Annotated in this window: 16 protein-coding genes; 10 read left to right on the forward strand and 6 right to left on the reverse strand. The window is 66.6% G+C overall.

All coding sequences use genetic code 11. The features are described from left to right. Positions 1 to 50 precede the first annotated feature (50 nt). The 3 genes from GVV77_RS08125 to glmS are packed head-to-tail and all read right to left on the reverse strand — an operon-like array spanning position 51 to position 3,971. Entirely contained in the window at positions 51 to 1,601 is a 1,551-nt protein-coding gene (locus tag GVV77_RS08125) for an NAD(P)H-hydrate epimerase (RefSeq protein WP_159617634.1), read from the reverse strand. A 48-nt stretch (positions 1,602 to 1,649) separates the two neighbouring features. After that, positions 1,650 to 2,006, reverse strand: coding sequence for a holo-ACP synthase (locus GVV77_RS08130; RefSeq protein ID WP_159617635.1), 357 nt, complete (start codon positions 2,004 to 2,006; stop codon positions 1,650 to 1,652). Between the two features lie 21 nt (positions 2,007 to 2,027). Continuing rightward, positions 2,028 to 3,971 (reverse strand): glutamine--fructose-6-phosphate transaminase (isomerizing), encoded by a 1,944-nt coding sequence (glmS, locus tag GVV77_RS08135; RefSeq protein ID WP_159617636.1) that lies wholly within the window; start codon positions 3,969 to 3,971, stop codon positions 2,028 to 2,030. Positions 3,972 to 4,034: 63 nt separating this feature from the next. Between glmS and coaA the strand changes: the two genes are divergently transcribed. The 3 genes from coaA to GVV77_RS08150 are packed head-to-tail and all read left to right on the forward strand — an operon-like array spanning position 4,035 to position 6,334. Continuing rightward, positions 4,035 to 5,012 carry a type I pantothenate kinase gene (coaA, locus tag GVV77_RS08140; protein WP_159617637.1) on the forward strand — a complete coding sequence of 326 codons (978 nt, stop codon included), beginning with the start codon at positions 4,035 to 4,037 and terminating at the stop codon, positions 5,010 to 5,012. After that, positions 5,009 to 5,860 carry a M15 family metallopeptidase gene (locus GVV77_RS08145; RefSeq protein ID WP_159617638.1) on the forward strand — a complete coding sequence of 284 codons (852 nt, stop codon included), beginning with the start codon at positions 5,009 to 5,011 and terminating at the stop codon, positions 5,858 to 5,860. Before coaA ends, GVV77_RS08145 begins: the two co-directional genes overlap by 4 nt. A 48-nt stretch (positions 5,861 to 5,908) precedes the next feature. Continuing rightward, positions 5,909 to 6,334: a hypothetical protein gene (locus GVV77_RS08150; protein ID WP_159617639.1), complete on the forward strand. Its 426-nt coding sequence runs from the start codon at positions 5,909 to 5,911 to the stop codon at positions 6,332 to 6,334. A gap of 106 nt (positions 6,335 to 6,440) precedes the next feature. Here GVV77_RS08150 and glmM read toward each other — a convergent pair whose 3' ends face one another. The 3 genes from glmM to rplM form a co-directional block, all read right to left on the reverse strand. Then, positions 6,441 to 7,805: a phosphoglucosamine mutase gene (glmM, locus tag GVV77_RS08155; RefSeq protein ID WP_159617640.1), complete on the reverse strand. Its 1,365-nt coding sequence runs from the start codon at positions 7,803 to 7,805 to the stop codon at positions 6,441 to 6,443. Between the two features lie 125 nt (positions 7,806 to 7,930). Next, positions 7,931 to 8,428, reverse strand: a complete 498-nt coding sequence (rpsI, locus tag GVV77_RS08160) for a 30S ribosomal protein S9 (protein ID WP_159617641.1) — start codon at positions 8,426 to 8,428, stop codon at positions 7,931 to 7,933. A 41-nt stretch (positions 8,429 to 8,469) separates the two neighbouring features. Continuing rightward, entirely contained in the window at positions 8,470 to 8,913 is a 444-nt protein-coding gene (rplM, locus tag GVV77_RS08165) for a 50S ribosomal protein L13 (protein ID WP_159617642.1), read from the reverse strand. Positions 8,914 to 9,412: 499 nt separating this feature from the next. Between rplM and GVV77_RS08170 the strand changes: the two genes are divergently transcribed. The 7 genes from GVV77_RS08170 (at position 9,413) to GVV77_RS08200 (ending at position 14,843) form a co-directional block, all read left to right on the forward strand. Next, positions 9,413 to 9,607, forward strand: a complete 195-nt coding sequence (locus GVV77_RS08170) for a Flp family type IVb pilin (RefSeq protein ID WP_159617643.1) — start codon at positions 9,413 to 9,415, stop codon at positions 9,605 to 9,607. 18 nt (positions 9,608 to 9,625) lie between these two features. Next, a complete protein-coding gene (locus GVV77_RS08175) occupies positions 9,626 to 9,835 on the forward strand; it encodes a Flp family type IVb pilin (protein ID WP_159617644.1) in 210 nt (69 codons plus the stop codon). A 74-nt stretch (positions 9,836 to 9,909) separates the two neighbouring features. Beyond that, complete coding sequence (locus GVV77_RS08180; RefSeq protein WP_159617645.1) at positions 9,910 to 10,299, forward strand: TadE/TadG family type IV pilus assembly protein; 390 nt, start codon at positions 9,910 to 9,912, stop codon at positions 10,297 to 10,299. Next, entirely contained in the window at positions 10,287 to 11,342 is a 1,056-nt protein-coding gene (locus GVV77_RS08185) for a pilus assembly protein TadG-related protein (RefSeq protein WP_159617646.1), read from the forward strand. Before GVV77_RS08180 ends, GVV77_RS08185 begins: the two co-directional genes overlap by 13 nt. A gap of 74 nt (positions 11,343 to 11,416) precedes the next feature. After that, positions 11,417 to 12,187: a Flp pilus assembly protein CpaB gene (gene cpaB / locus GVV77_RS08190; protein WP_159617647.1), complete on the forward strand. Its 771-nt coding sequence runs from the start codon at positions 11,417 to 11,419 to the stop codon at positions 12,185 to 12,187. Further along, on the forward strand, positions 12,184 to 13,377 hold the full coding sequence (locus GVV77_RS08195; RefSeq protein ID WP_159617648.1) for a CpaE/TadZ family protein: 1,194 nt from the start codon (positions 12,184 to 12,186) through the stop codon (positions 13,375 to 13,377). Before cpaB ends, GVV77_RS08195 begins: the two co-directional genes overlap by 4 nt. Positions 13,378 to 13,391: 14 nt before the next feature. Beyond that, positions 13,392 to 14,843, forward strand: a complete 1,452-nt coding sequence (locus GVV77_RS08200; protein ID WP_425483351.1) for a TadA family conjugal transfer-associated ATPase — start codon at positions 13,392 to 13,394, stop codon at positions 14,841 to 14,843. The last annotated feature ends 2 nt before the right edge of the window (positions 14,844 to 14,845 follow it).

A 14,845-nucleotide genomic window follows, 5' to 3' on the forward strand; every position in this document is an offset into this window, starting at 1 on the left:
GCGCCTTCCCATGGTGTACCTCACGCGGGTAACGGGCACGTGAACACCGGTCAATCCGGTACCGCCAGGAGGCCGGCGACGACGGCGCCGATCTCCCCCGGGAGTTCCGAGACGATCACCGGGCCCCGCTGCGCCGCCCGCTGGCCGGCCCGGCCGTGGATCAGCGCCGCGGCCGCGGCCACGGCGGCCCACTTCGCGCCCTCAGGCACGCCGGCTCGGGCGGCGGCGGAGCCGTCCTCGGCCGCTGCGGCGGCGAGGGCGCCGAGGATGCCCGCGAGGGTGTCCCCGGACCCGGCGGTGGCCAGCCAGGGCGTGGCGTCGGCCTGGCTGAAGATCTCCCCGCTCGGCGCTGCGGTCACCGTCGTGTAGCCCTTGAGCAGCACGGTGGCCCCGGTGAGGCGCGCCGTCTCCAGCGCGTACTCGGCCGGCGACGCCTCGATGGCTTCGCGGGTGGCCGGGCGGCCGCGGCCGGCGAGGAAGGCGACGAGCTCGCCGGCATGCGGGGTGAGGATCACCTGGGGGCCCACCGTCCGGGGCACCTCGGCGAGCGCTCCGGCGTCGACGACGACGGGGAGCCCGCTGGTGATCGCGTCCCGCGCGCGGCGGGCCTGCTCGGGGTCCCCGACCGCTCCGGGCCCCACGAGCCAGGCCTGGGACCGGGCTTCGGCAACGCTACCGGTGGAGCACACCGCTTCGGGGTGAACGCTGTTGATGAGGGCCCCGACGCTGCGCGGGCCGAGGTAGCGCACCATGCCGACACCGGTGGCCAGGGCGGCGCCGGTGGCCAGGACCGCGGCCCCCGGGTACTGTTCGGAGCCGGCGGCGATGCCGAGCACACCGCGGGTGTATTTGTGGTCGGTGGTCCGGGGCCTGCGGTAGAGCGCGGCGGCGTCGGAGAGTTCGAGGCGGCGGACCGCCGGTGCGGGCGCGGCGCCGTTGGCCAGTCCCAGGCCGATGTCGATGACGTTGAGTTCCCCGGCCGCGAGCGCTCCGGCTCCGGTGAGCAGCCCGGCCTTGGCGGCGCCGAAGGTCGCCGTGGCGTCGGCGCGCAGCACCGGGCCCTCGACCCGCCCGGAGTCAAGGTCGACCCCGCTGGGTCCGTCACAGGCCAGCACCTGCGGCCCGCGGTCACCGCGCGGGCCGGCCTTGGCGTTGAGGGCGTCGATCAGGTCCGCCACCGGGCCGCGGAGGGCTCCGCTGGCGCCGGTGCCGAGGATGCCGTCGAGGATCAGGTCCGCCGAGGCGCACCGTGCGGCCAGCGCGTCCGTGGTGTCGGCGGTGAGCCGCTCGAGGCGGCCTCCGGCCGCGGTGAAGGCGGCCAGGGCGTCGGGGTGGATCCGTTCGGAGACGGCGACGGCGGTGGCGCCCATGCCGCGCCGGGCCAGCCGCGCCGCGGCGTAGAGGGCGTCGCCGCCGTTGTTGCCGCCGCCGGCCAGCACCACGACCGTCCGCCCGTACAGGCCGCCGGAGTTCTGGAGCATGCCGGCCGCCACGGCGAAGAGCCCGTGGGCGGCCTTCTGCATCAGCGCAGCGCCCTGCCCGGCAGCGAGGAGGGGTTCCTCGGCTGCGCGGACCTGGCCGGCGGTGAAGGCTTGAAGCATATGTACGAGCTTAGCGGCCAGCACCAAATTAGTCAGTCTGGTTACTATTTACCCCGGCGCCTCGGCGACGACCATGGCGCTCGCGAGGCCCCCGTCGTGGCTCATCGACAGGTGCCAGGAGGCGATGCCCTTTCGCCGGGCGGCCTCGTCGACGGTGCCCGTGAGCACGATCGAGGGCGCGCCGGCCTCGTCGACGCGCACCTCGCAGTCCTGCCAGTTCATGCCGGCGGGCGCCCCGAGGGCTTTGGCCACAGCCTCCTTGGCGGCGAACCGCGCCGCCAAGGAACGGATGTGCAGCCCGCGCTCCGCAGGGACGAACAGCCGGTCGATCAGCCCCGGGGTGCGCTCGACCTGACGCCGGAACCGGTCGACGTCGACGACGTCGACCCCGATTCCGACGATCACGGCCGGGCCCTGCCCGGGGTGTTACTCAACGGTGACCGACTTGGCGAGGTTGCGCGGCTGGTCGACGTCGTAGCCCTTCGCCGAGGCCAGGGCCAGGGCGAAGATCTGCAGCGGGACGGTGGTCAGCAGCGGTGCCAGCAGGGTGGGGCTGGCGGGCACGTAGAACACGTGCTCGGAGTACGCCTCGACCGAGGTGTCACCCTCTTCGGCGATCACGATGGTGATGGCGCCGCGGGCGCGGATCTCCTGGACGTTGGAGACCACCTTGGCGTGGAGCGAGTTCGGCGCCGAGGACGAGGGCATGACGACGACGACCGGCTGGCCCTCCTCGATCAGGGCGATCGGGCCGTGCTTCAGCTCGCCGGCTGCGAAGCCTTCGGCGTGGATGTAGGCCAGTTCCTTGAGCTTCAGGGCGCCTTCCATGGCGACCGGGAACCCGACGTGGCGGCCCAGGAAGAGCACCGACTTGGCCCCGGACATGTCCCGGCCGAGCTGCTTGATCTTGTCGGCGTCGTCGAGGATGGCCTGGATCTTCGCCGGAACCGCGGCGAGGTCCTCCATCACCTCGGCGATCTCGTCGCGGAACTTGTTGCCGCGCAGCTGCGCCAGGTACAGGCCCAGCAGGTAGGCGGCGGTGATCTGCGCGAGGAACGCCTTGGTCGAGGCAACGGCGATCTCGGGCCCGGCGTGGGTGTAGAGCACGGCGTCGGACTCGCGCGGGATGGTCGAGCCGTTGGTGTTGCAGATGGCCACCACCTTGGCGCCCTGCTCGCGGGCGTAGCGGACCGCCATCAGGGTGTCCATGGTCTCGCCCGACTGGGAGATGGCCACGACGAGGGTCTTCTCGTTGACGATCGGGTCGCGGTAGCGGAACTCGTGGGACAGCTCGACCTCGGTGGGGATCCGGCACCAGTGTTCGATGGCGTACTTGGCCACCTGGCCGGCGTAGGCGGAGGTGCCGCATGCCAGGACCACGATCTTGTCGACGGTGCGCAGGATGGACTCGCTGATCCTCAGCTCGTCGAGCACCAGGTTGCCGGCGGCGTCGGAGCGGCCCAGCAGGGTCTGGCCCACGGCGTCGGGCTGGTCGTTGATCTCCTTCTCCATGAAGGAGTCGTAGCCGCCCTTTTCGGCCGCGGCGGCGTCCCAGTTGACGTGGAACTCCCGGCCTTCGGCGGGTGCGCCGAAGAAGTCGGTGATGGTGACCTCGTCGGGGGTGATGGTGACGATCTGGTCCTGGCCGAGTTCGACGGCGCGGCGGGTGAAGTCGATGAAGCCCGAGACGTCCGAGCCGAGGAAGTTTTCGCCGTCGCCGAGTCCGACGACGAGCGGGGAGTTCCGGCGGCCGGCGACGACGACGCCGGGCTGGTCCTCGTGGATGGCGAGCAGGGTGAAGGCGCCCTCAAGGCGCTGGCAGGCCTCCTGCATGGCCTGCGTCAGCAGGTCGCCGGAGGCGCCGCTGTCCACCAGCCCGCGGTAGATGGAGCCGATCAGGCCGGCGGCCACCTCGGTGTCGGTGTCGGAGAGGAACTCGATGCCGGCGGCTGACAGGTCGGCCTTGAGCTCGGCGAAGTTTTCGATGATGCCGTTGTGGATCACGGCGAGCCGGCCCTTGTCGGCGAGGTGCGGGTGGGCGTTCTGGTCGTTGGGGCCGCCGTGGGTGGCCCAGCGGGTGTGGCCGATGCCCGTGAGCGAGCGCGGCAGCGGTGCGGCGGCGAGTTCGTCGACGAGGTTGGTGAGCTTGCCGGCCTTCTTGCGGGACTCGATGCCCGACGGCGTGAGCACGGCCACCCCGGCGGAGTCATAGCCGCGGTATTCGAGGCGGCGCAGTCCTTCCATGACGACGTCGAGCGCTCCGTGCTGGCCGTCAGTGCCGGCCCCACCATTGACTGCAGGCACCGTGGTGTCCAGTGCCTGATTTCCCTGGCCGTGGTCCCGGCCTACATAACCTACGATTCCACACATGCCCCCAAGCCTACCGGCACGGTGCGTTTGTTAATGTAAGGGCCACGGGGCAGAATCCTAAGGGTGAGCGAACGAAGCCCCGGCACCCAGCAGGCGAACGGCGCCGAAACCTTCACCCCGTTCGTCGAGCTCGACCGGCCGATGTGGTCGCGCCTCTCAATGGAGATGCAGTCACCGCTCACCGTCGAGGACGCCCAGCGGCTCCGCGGCCTGGGCGATGTCCTCAGCCTCGAGGAGATCCGCGAGGTGTATCTTCCCTTGTCACGGCTGTTGAACCTGTATGTGGCCGCCGCCGGGGAACTGCATGCTGCAACCACCACCTTCCTCGGGGAGAAGACCACCCGAACCCCCTTCGTGATCGGGGTGGCCGGCTCGGTGGCAGTGGGCAAGTCCACCACGGCCCGGGTGCTGCAGGAGCTGCTGCGGCGCTGGCCCGACACCCCCAATGTGGAGTTGGTCACTACCGACGGCTTCCTCTACCCCAACGCCGAGCTCGAGCGGCGCGGCCTGATGCAGCGCAAGGGCTTCCCGGAGTCCTACGACCGCCGCCGGCTGCTGCGTTTCGTCAGCGAGGTTAAGAGCGGCGCCGAGGAGGTCCGCGCCCCCTGGTACTCGCACCTTTCCTATGACATCGTTCCGGGCCGGGAAATCGTGGTGCGCCGCCCCGACGTGCTGATCGTGGAGGGGCTCAACGTCCTGGCCCCGGCGCGGCCGCGGGCGGACGGGCGCACCGGGCTGGCGGTGAGTGACTTCTTCGACTTCTCCATCTATGTCGATGCGAAGACCTCCTACATCGAGGAGTGGTACATCCAGCGGTTCCAGTCGCTGCGCAGCGGTGCGTTCGCCGACCCCCAGTCCTATTTCCACCGCTACGCCGCCCTGACGGACGAAGAGGCCTCCACCACCGCCCGGGGCATCTGGAAGCGCATCAACGAACCGAACCTGATCATGAACGTCCTGCCCACCCGCGGCCGGGCGCAGCTCGTGCTCACCAAGGAAGCCGATCACTCGATCCGGCGAATGCTGCTGCGGAAGACGTGAGGACGCCCGGTCAGCGGCGCCTCGGCGCCGGTCCGGTGGCCGCCGCCGTCCTCGCCGTCCTCCTCACCGGCTGTGGCGGAGGGCCCGACGGCTCCGGAGCAGGGGCGCCGGCGTCAACGGCGGAACTTCCCGCGCCCGCCCAGCGCAGCCCCGCCGCGGCCCCCGCGAAGGAGGGCACGCAGGCCGCCGCGCCGGCACCGGCCAAAGCCGGTTCGGACAATGCCGCGTCGGACAAAGCCAAGCCCGACAAGGCGCATTCCGACCCGGCCTCCCCCGGCGTCGTGGTGAACAAGCGCCGCCCGCTGTCGCCGCAGGACTTCGTCCCGCCGAAGCTTGTGGTGCCCCGGGTCGAGCGCACCGTGGCCGCCGAGCGCGTGCGCCTGCGCCCCGACGCGGCGGCAGCGGTAGAGAAGATGTTCGCGGCCGCAGCGGCCGACGGGGTGGGGCTCACGCTGGTCAGCGGGTACCGCTCGTTCGAGGAGCAGGCGGCGACCTACAACCACTGGGTGGGCCAGTACGGCGATGAGGCGCAGGCGGACGAGGTGTCGGCGCGCGCGGGCCATTCGGAGCATCAGACCGGGCTGGCCTTCGACATCGGCCAGGCCGACGGCACCTGCACGCTGGTGCTGTGTTTCCGGGACACCGAGGCCGCCCGGTGGACCGCACAGCACGCCGCCCGGTACGGCTTCATCCTGCGCTACCCGCAGGGACACCACGAGGTCACCGGGTTCTCGGCCGAGTCCTGGCATTTCCGCTATGTCGGACCGGAGATCGCCGCGGCGATGAAGGCGGCTGGCACCGCGACCCTCGAGGAGCATTTCGGGCTCCCGCCCGCACCGGGGTACTAGCCCCCGGTTCCTCCCCACCGGCCCGCGGCGTCCCCTACCCTTGGGACCATGGGGACTGGAGAGAGCGAAGCGGGAATCAGAACGGAGCCGGGGACCCGCCGATCCGAAGCGTGGACGTACATTGCGGTTGTCGCACTGCTCTGCGGCAGCCTGATGTGCCTCCTCTCGCTCGGGGTCTACGTGCACAAGCCGGCGGACTCGGCGTCCTTTCTCTGCCACGAGTCCCACGGCCCGGACACTGCGGGGCTTGACCTCCCGTCGTCGGAGTTCAACGAAGGCTCCGTCGTCCGCGGTGAATGGACCATCTGGCCCATGGGGATCGAGTGCACCTGGCAGTCAACGGTGAACGGCAGGAAGGTCACGTACCAGTCCTGGGGTTGGGCAATCACCTGGGTCATGGCCACGGGGCTCGTTCTCACAGCCGGAGGGGTTGGCGCCGCGTCGCGCGCGAGAGGCAAACGGAAAGTGAACTGAACGGCGCGTGATACTCCGCCCTGCACCTCCGACTAATCGAGGAATCGCGGCGATGCAGAAGGCCCCGGCTTCAGGATCACGGAGGCCGCCGCCGCGCGGCCCGCGCCTAGACGGCGGGAGCCGGCTGCAAGGCGAGCCTGGTGCGGACCGTCTCGGCCAGCTCCCCCGCAATGCGCTGCGCGGTGTCCATGTCGGCGGCCTCGACCATCACCCGCACCACCGGTTCGGTACCCGAGGGGCGCAACAGCACCCGGCCGGTCTCACCCAGCACCTCCTGGGCCTCGCGCACGGCCTGCTGGACGCCGGCGTCGGTTTTCACCGCGGCCCGGTCGACGCCCTTGACGTTGGTCAGCACCTGCGGAAGCTTGTTCATCACCCCGGCGAGCTCCTTCAGGCTCCGCCCGGTGGCGGCGACCTGCGCGGCGAGCTGGAGCCCGGTCAGGACGCCGTCGCCCGTGGTGGCGTACTCGGCGAAGATGACGTGGCCCGACTGCTCGCCGCCGAGGCTGTAGCCGCCGTCGCGCATCTCCTCAAGGACGTACCGGTCCCCCACCCCGGTCTCGCGGATGGTGATGCCGGCGTCGCGCAGGGCCAGCTTGAGTCCGAGGTTGCTCATCACGGTGGCCACGAGGGTATTGTCGGTCAGCCGGCCGGCCTCGTTCATGGCGATCGCCATCACGGCCATGATCTGGTCGCCGTCCACCACCGTGCCTTCGTGGTCCACGGCGAGGCAGCGGTCGGCGTCGCCGTCGTGGGCGATGCCGAGGTCGGCGCCATGTTCGAGCACGGCGGCCTGGAGGCGTTCCATGTGGGTGGAGCCGTAGCCGTCGTTGATGTTGTTGCCGTCCGGGTCGGCTCCGATGACGATGATTTCGGCGCCGGCGTTGGAGAAGACCTCCGGGGAGCAGCCGCTGGCTGCGCCGTGGGCGCAGTCGAGGACCACCTTGAGCCCCTCGAGGCGGTGCGGGAGGGTCTGGAGCAGGTGCACGATGTAGCGGTCCTCGGCGTCGGCGAAGCGCCGGATCCGCCCGACGTCGGCACCCACCGGTCGCGGCTGGGGCTTGGCCAGCTCCGCTTCGATGGCGTCCTCGAGGGCGTCGTCGAGCTTCTGCCCGCCGCGGGCGAGGAATTTGATGCCGTTGTCCGGCGCAGGGTTGTGCGAGGCGGAGATCATGACGCCGAAGTCGGCGTCGAGGTCGGCCACGAGGAAGGCCGCGGCGGGCGTCGGGAGCACCCCGGCGTCGTAGACGTCGATACCGGAGCTGGCGAGCCCGGCCTCAATGGCCGCGGCGATGAAATCCCCGCTGATCCGGGGGTCCCTGGCGATGACCGCCGTGGGCCTGCGCCCGCCTTCGACCGCGTTGTGGCCGAGCACCACGGCAGCCGCCTGGGCAAGCTGCAGGGAGAGTTCCGCCGTGATCAGGCCGTTGGCCAGTCCACGGACGCCGTCGGTACCAAATAATGTGCTCATCGCTGTACATCCTAGGTGAGAAACGGTGGCAGCGGCCCGCAGGCTTGCCCACGCTGGGGTTAAAGCGCAGCGCCCGCCCGGCAGGCCGGACGGGCGCTGGTGATGCTTGGAACGAAGCGGAAAGACTAGCGCTTCGAGTACTGCGGAGCCTTGCGGGCCTTCTTGAGACCAGCCTTCTTGCGCTCGATCACGCGGGCGTCGCGGGTCAGGAAGCCAGCCTTCTTCAGGGCCGGGCGGTTGTTCTCCCGGTCGATCTCGTTCAGGGTGCGGGCGACGCCGAGGCGCAGTGCGCCGGCCTGGCCGGAGGGGCCACCGCCGTGGATGCGGGCGATGACGTCATAGGCGCCGTCCAGCTCGAGGAGCTTGAACGGGTCGTTGACTTCCTGCTGGTGCAGCTTATTCGGGAAGTAATCGGCGAGCTCGCGCCCGTTGACGATCCACTTGCCGGTGCCGGGGACGAGGCGCACGCGGGCGACTGCTTCCTTGCGTCGTCCAACAGCGCCGCCGCCGACGGTGAGCGCGGGGCGCTCTTTCGTCGCGGATTCGCTGGCCTCGGTGGACTCTGAGGTGTAGCTCGTAAGCTCCTCAGTTGAATCATTCAGCTCTTCAGGGTTCTGAGCCACGGTTCTCCTTGAATTAATTTCTTAGTGTGTGGTGGCCAGGACTACTGGGCGACCTGGGTGATTTCGTAAGTCTTTGGCTGCTGGGCACCGTGGGGGTGCTCGGCGCCGCGGTAAACCTTGAGCTTGCCGATCTGCTGGGCAGCCAGCGAGTTCTTGGGGAGCATGCCCTTAATGGCCTTCTCCACCGCGCGCTCCGGGTTCTTCTCCAGGAGTTCGGCGTAGTTGGTGGACTTCAGACCGCCCGGGAAACCCGAGTGGCGGTAGGCCCGCTTCTGCTCGAGCTTGGCGCCGGTGAGGGCAACCTTGTCAGCGTTGATGATTATGACGAAATCGCCCATATCCATATGGGGTGCAAAGGTCGGCTTGTGCTTTCCGCGCAGCAGGATGGCGGTCTGGCTGGCAAGACGGCCTAGGACAACGTCGGTTGCGTCAATGACGTGCCACTGGCGGGTGATGTCGCCTGGCTTCGGGGTGTACGTGCGCACGGTTATGGCCTTCGTTTCTTATTCGGTGTCGCCCACACCACGGATTTTTCCGCAGACGCAGGCTCAGCTTATTCATGCGTTACCGGAACTTCAGGTGAGGGCTGAAATACAACCAGTTATCCCGGAAAACCTCGGCTGCTCCTCCGGGCCGGGTGGCTCTGCAACTGAGCCGCTCCGAAGGCGCAGACGTATCGAGTTGGGATACGCACAACGACTACCAAGGTTAGCGCGGGGCAGGGCCTCAGGTCAAAAGAGGCCGGCCGGCCCTCTCTCGACCCTCACTTCGGACCCAACCGCACCTTTAGCGCACCCTTGGCGCACCCTTCCCGCAGGAAACCCGCAGGACATTCACAGGAGTGTCAGGGTTCCCACAGGATCGGCACAGATCCCACTATAAGGGCGCATTCGGTTGCTAGCTTGTGATCAGAGCTGGCGCTGGGCCAGCCGCAGCCACGGGCAGTCCGTCCACGGTTCGTCCTGAAATTTCAAGGAGTTAGTCATGCTCGCACTTTACGCAACAGTCTCAACCATGCTGTACACCGCCAAGGCCCGCCTCGTGAACGAAGAAAAGGGCGCCACCATGGTGGAGTACGGCCTGATGGTCGCACTCGTCGCAGTCGTCGTGGCCGTCGGCGCCACCCTCCTGGGAACCAACGTCAAGGCCCTCTTCACCGGCCTCAAGTTCACTCCGTAGATTCGACAGGCGTCAGTCATGCTCGCAAGTTATGCAACGGTCTCGACCGTGCTTTTCACCGCTAAGGCCCGCCTCACAAACGAGGAAAAGGGCGCCACCATGGTTGAGTACGGCCTGATGGTCGCACTCGTCGCAGTCGTGGTGGCCGTCGGCGCCACCGCTCTGGGGTTGAACGTTAAGGCTCTTTTCAGCGGCCTTAGCTTCGGCGGGACCCCGGCTGTCCCGTGATCCTCGGGCTCCGGCGGCCTCGGCCGCCGGAGCCGCTTCAATTCACTGACACACATACGCATTAAGGGACGGGCATGGGAAAACGGGATGGAGAGCGCGGTGCAGTTGCCGTGGAACTGGCATTCCTCTTGCCCGTGCTCCTGCTGATCCTCATCGGCTCGATGGAGTATGGCCGGGTATTTCACGTTCAGAACTCCCTGACTCACGCTGCACGTGAGGGGGCGCGAAATGCGGCAATTCATTGGGACGAGCCGGCAAAACTCAATGTCAGTGGTGCGGCGCTCCAAGGGACGTCCTTGGTCGGCCTCGGGGTAGCCGTCAGTTCGAATGTCGCTTCGTGCGCGCCTGGCCGAAATGTCACGGTCACCACGAGCGTCACACTTCCGTCCATGTCCGGCTTTCTTCCCCCCGGCTTGTTTCCCATAAAGCTCAAAGGCGAGGCGGTCATGCGATGCGGCGGATAAAGATTTCATTCTCACGGGCGCAGCACAAGAGCTCGCCCCGAGATGCCGAACGTGGGGCGGTCTCAATAATTGTCGCCGTCCTGCTCGTTGCACTCTTGGGTTTCGCCGCACTCGCCGTCGACGTCGGAGCCGTCTACTGGGAAAAGGCACAGCTTCAAAACGGTGCAGATGCGGCCGCACTCGCGATCGCGGAGGACTGTGCGGCCGGCACACCCGGCACATGTGGAGCCTTCGCGACGACCGGACAGGTTCTCGCAAACAGCAATGCCAATGACAAATCCACCGGGGTTTCCTCGATAACTTTCCCAGTTGCCGGCACGGTGAGGGTCGAGACCAACGCCAGGGATGCAGGGACCGGCGCAAACACTTTTAACCTATTCTTCGCGCGGGCGCTCGGAATTGAATCGACTGATGTCAAGGCGTCTGCGGAGGCATCATGGGGCGCCCCTAGTAGTGGCACGACGCTTCCCTGGACCATCAGCGAGTGCGTCTTCAAACAGTTCCTGAGCTCATCACAACTGGCGCAACTGAACTCGACCGGAAGCTTCACGGGTGACCCCAACCCCGTTCACATTCTCCTGCGGTACGACGAGAACACTCCGACATATCCAGGCTGTGCGGCCCAGAACGGCTACGTTGCTGGAGGATTCGGTTGGCTCGATCTCGATGGCGGAGGATGCTCGGCTGCAGTAAACATCGGTGCGGGTGAAGCGGGCAACAACCCTGGCAACAACTTCCCAAGCGCGTGCGACACGGCACTGTCGAAGCTCAAGACGGAGCCCGTGTTGATTCCGCTTTTCAACGGTTCCGCAGGTAGTGGGTCCCATGGAACCTACACTTTGGTCGGCTTCGTTGGGTTCCAAATCACGGGCTACAAGTTCGGAGGCTCGCTCGAGAGCATCGATCCCACCGCTCCGGAGTGCAGTGGGAACTGCCGAGGGATCCAAGGGTTCTTCACCCGTTACGTTTCGCTCAAAGACGGAATGACCGTGACGCCCGGTGCGCCGAGCTATGGAACGTCGATCGTCTCCCTCTCACGTTAGGCCGACGGGGTTGCAATACGCCTCAAAACCAGACGAGTAGAACCAAATACCAGTAAACCAAGGAGCACCACACATTGAAATCGCGCTTAATCGGAGGAATTGCCGCACTTCTTCTCGCGGTCGTCGGTACAGCCCTCCTGGTGATCTATGTGAAGGGTGCCGATGCCCGCGCGCTGCAGGGAGCCGAACCCGTTGAGGTCCTCGTGGTACAGGAGCGGGTCCCCGCAGGCACCCCGGTCGATGAGCTGAGCGATTTCCTGCAGGCAGAAGCGATCCCGCAGTCGGCTGTGCCGGAAGACTCCCTCAACACCCTTGATGGCCAGGATGGAAAGATCACGGCCGCCGATTTGATGCCCGGCGAACAGCTTCTCGCGGCACGCCTCGTAGCCCCCGAACAGTTCTCACCCGGGACGGTGCCCGTCCCCGAAGGACTAGAGGAGGTGACCATTCTGCTCGCGCCCGAGCGGATGCTGGCCGGCCGGCTTAAGGCCGGTGATCTGGTCGGAGTACACATTTCCGGGGAACTCGTGGAAGAAGCCCCGCCCAATGACCGGCTGCCCGGCGAGATGATCGGTTTCAAGGAATACAGCAACTTGAACTTCCAGAACGTCCTTGTGACTGCCGTGCAGCAGGCGGCACCGCAGACCGAAGATTCCGCGAACGGTGAGGACGAGGGCGTGGCCATGCCTAACGGCTCCGCATTCGTGACCCTCGCCCTGAATGACTTCAACGCGGGCCGGGTGATTTTCGGGGCTGAGTTCGGCGCGATCTGGTTGACGAAGGAGACCGACACCTCGGAAGAGGGCAACCCTCCAGTCATCACCATCCCAGAGGTCGTCAAATGAGCAGGTTTGTGATTATCACCGCAGTACGGGATTTCGAGAGCCGCGTCCGCCAAGCCATTACCGGGGTGATGCATGGCGACCTCCAGACGCTCCCTCCCGAGGTCATGTCCGCGGGCCCCGACGAAATCCTCCAGCAGGCGGGCGGGGCGCCTCCGGAAGTTCTTATCCTCGGGCCAGGCGTCAACCCCGACGACGCTTTGCGACTCGCCGTTGTCTTCGACCTCCAGTACCCCGAGACGAGCCTCGTCCTCGTCGCACCACCTGGCCCCGACCTCATTCTTGCCGCAATGCGCGCGGGGATACGGGACGTCGTAGGCTCTGACATCGGGGTTGACGACCTCCGGATACTCCTCGAGCGCTGCTGCCTCGCCGCGGGCAGCAGACGCCGTGGACTTTCCACCGGCCCTGAGCCAGAGCACGGTACTGGCCGGGTGATTGCGGTCATGTCTCCAAAGGGCGGAGTCGGAAAGACGACTGTGGCGACAAACCTGGCCATCGGCTTAGGGAAGATCGCTCCAATGGGAGTGGTCCTCGTCGACCTCGATCTGCAGTTTGGTGACGTTGCCACGGGCCTGTTGCTTGAGCCCGAACACTCGATCACAGAAGCGGTCCACGGGCCGGCCGCGCAAGATTCGATGGTGCTGAAGGCATTCCTCACCGTGCATCCTGCAGGCGTCTACGCGCTGTGCGCGCCGCGCACACCCGCCGAATCGGACTACATCACAGCAGAGCATGTGACGAGACTCCTCACCCAGTTAGCAAGCCAGTTCCAGTATGTCGTTGTGGACACGGCTCCCGGACTCGGCGAGCACTGCCTGGCAACATTGGATCAGGCGACAGATGGAGTGTGGGTCTGCGGGATGGATGTCCCGAGCGTAAGGGGTCTGCACAAGTGTCTCGACGTCCTGCGGGAGCTTCAGCTCCTACCACGGGATCGGCATGTCGTCCTCAACTTCGCCGATCGTAGGAGTGGGATTTCTGTGCAGGACGTCGAGGCCACTCTGAGTGTGCCGGTGGACGTGGTGATTCCCCGTTCGCGCACGCTGCCCTTTTCGACGAACCGGGGCATCCCGGTCCTTCAGGGCACCGCCCGCGACGCTGCAACCAAGGGGCTCCAGGACCTTGTCGACCGGTTCCGGCCTGAGGGACAGGCAAAGCGCAAGCAGCATCGGCGGGTGGTCGTGTCATGAGGTTGTCAGATCGGATGAACGCAGTTCAACCCATTTCACGACCGCAGGGAGGTGTTGAGGCAGAGACCCGCGATGAGACGGAGGAATCTCCCGCTTTCGTCCCGCCGGTGACGCCACCCTCACCGACCTCGGCCTCGCCCCTTTCTTCCCTCAAGGCGCCACCGGTAGCGTCGACGGTCGACGCACTCGCCGGCCTTAAGGCGCGAGCAGCCGAGGCGCTTTTCAAGCGGATGGGATCCCGGTTCAGTGACTCTTCCGTCTCGGAAGAAGAGCTACGGGTAACCGCCCGTGACGAACTGTCCGCCGTCATCGATGAGGAGCAGGTGCCGCTCTCCCCGGAGGAGCGACGTCGCCTGATCCGCGAGATCGCAGACGAGGTAATGGGTTACGGCCCGATTCAGCGGCTCCTCGAAGACCCCTCAATCACTGAGATCATGGTGAACCGGTTCGACCAGATCTACGTCGAGCGAAACGGGCATCTCTCTCTGACCGACGGCAAATTCAGTTCTGACGACCATCTGCGAAAGGTCATCGAGCGGATTGTCTCAAAAGTCGGGCGAAGGATCGACGAGTCTTCACCTCTTGTGGATGCCCGGCTCGAAGATGGCTCGCGCGTCAACGCGATTATTCCGCCCCTGGCGGTCAACGGGCCGTCCCTGACCATTCGAAAGTTCAGCCACGTGCCGATCACGGTGCAAAACCTCATCCAATGGGGCTCCCTGACCCCGGAGATGGCCGAGCTCCTCAGCGCTTGCGTGCGGGCGCGCCTCAATATTATCGTCTCGGGTGGCACGGGCACCGGAAAAACCACAATGCTGAACGTTGTTTCGTCGTTTATCCCTGAGAACGACCGAATCGTCACCATTGAGGACGCGGTGGAGCTCCAGCTCCAGCAACAACACGTCGTCCGCCTTGAGAGCCGCCCGGCCAATATCGAGGGCAAGGGCGCGATCGGCATCCGCGAGCTCCTGCGCAATTCACTCCGTATGAGGCCGGATCGCATCATCGTCGGTGAGGTCCGTGGGGGTGAATCCCTGGACATGCTTCAGGCGATGAACACCGGCCACGACGGATCGTTGTCGACGGTTCACGCGAACTCCCCCCGCGATGCCATCGCACGGCTTGAGACGCTCGTTCTCATGGCAGGAATGGACCTGCCCCTCAGGGCCATCCGCGAGCAGATCGCCTCCGCCGTGGACCTGATCATTCAGCTCACCCGCATGCGGGATGGAAGCCGACGCGTCACACATGTCACCGAAGTTCAAGGGATGGAAGGAGAGGTGGTTACACTCCAAGACGCTTTCCTTTTTGACTACTCGGCCGGCATGGACCAGCAGGGCCGTTTTCTGGGTAAACCCATTGCCACGGGCGTGCGGCCACGATTCCTCGACCGCTTCGAGGAATTGGGCATCCACGTGTCCCCGAACGTCTTCGCCACCCCAACCGGTCCGATGGGGCGGCGATAGCC

Origin of the sequence: Arthrobacter zhaoguopingii (genome assembly GCF_009828605.1) — a bacterium.
In the GTDB taxonomy this organism is placed as follows: Bacteria; Actinomycetota; Actinomycetes; order Actinomycetales; family Micrococcaceae; genus Arthrobacter_D; species Arthrobacter_D zhaoguopingii.

Coding starts and splice junctions, on each gene's coding strand:
- GVV77_RS08125 (WP_159617634.1), bottom strand. CDS start 1,601: ATGCTTCAAGCCTTCACCGCCGGCCAGGTCCGCGCAGCCGAGGAACCC.
- glmS (WP_159617636.1), bottom strand. CDS start 3,971: ATGTGTGGAATCGTAGGTTATGTAGGCCGGGACCACGGCCAGGGAAAT.
- GVV77_RS08150 (WP_159617639.1), top strand. CDS start 5,909: ATGGGGACTGGAGAGAGCGAAGCGGGAATCAGAACGGAGCCGGGGACC.
- glmM (WP_159617640.1), bottom strand. CDS start 7,805: ATGAGCACATTATTTGGTACCGACGGCGTCCGTGGACTGGCCAACGGC.
- GVV77_RS08170 (WP_159617643.1), top strand. CDS start 9,413: ATGCTCGCACTTTACGCAACAGTCTCAACCATGCTGTACACCGCCAAG.
- GVV77_RS08175 (WP_159617644.1), top strand. CDS start 9,626: ATGCTCGCAAGTTATGCAACGGTCTCGACCGTGCTTTTCACCGCTAAG.
- GVV77_RS08180 (WP_159617645.1), top strand. CDS start 9,910: ATGGGAAAACGGGATGGAGAGCGCGGTGCAGTTGCCGTGGAACTGGCA.
- GVV77_RS08185 (WP_159617646.1), top strand. CDS start 10,287: ATGCGGCGGATAAAGATTTCATTCTCACGGGCGCAGCACAAGAGCTCG.
- GVV77_RS08195 (WP_159617648.1), top strand. CDS start 12,184: ATGAGCAGGTTTGTGATTATCACCGCAGTACGGGATTTCGAGAGCCGC.
- GVV77_RS08200 (WP_425483351.1), top strand. CDS start 13,392: ATGAACGCAGTTCAACCCATTTCACGACCGCAGGGAGGTGTTGAGGCA.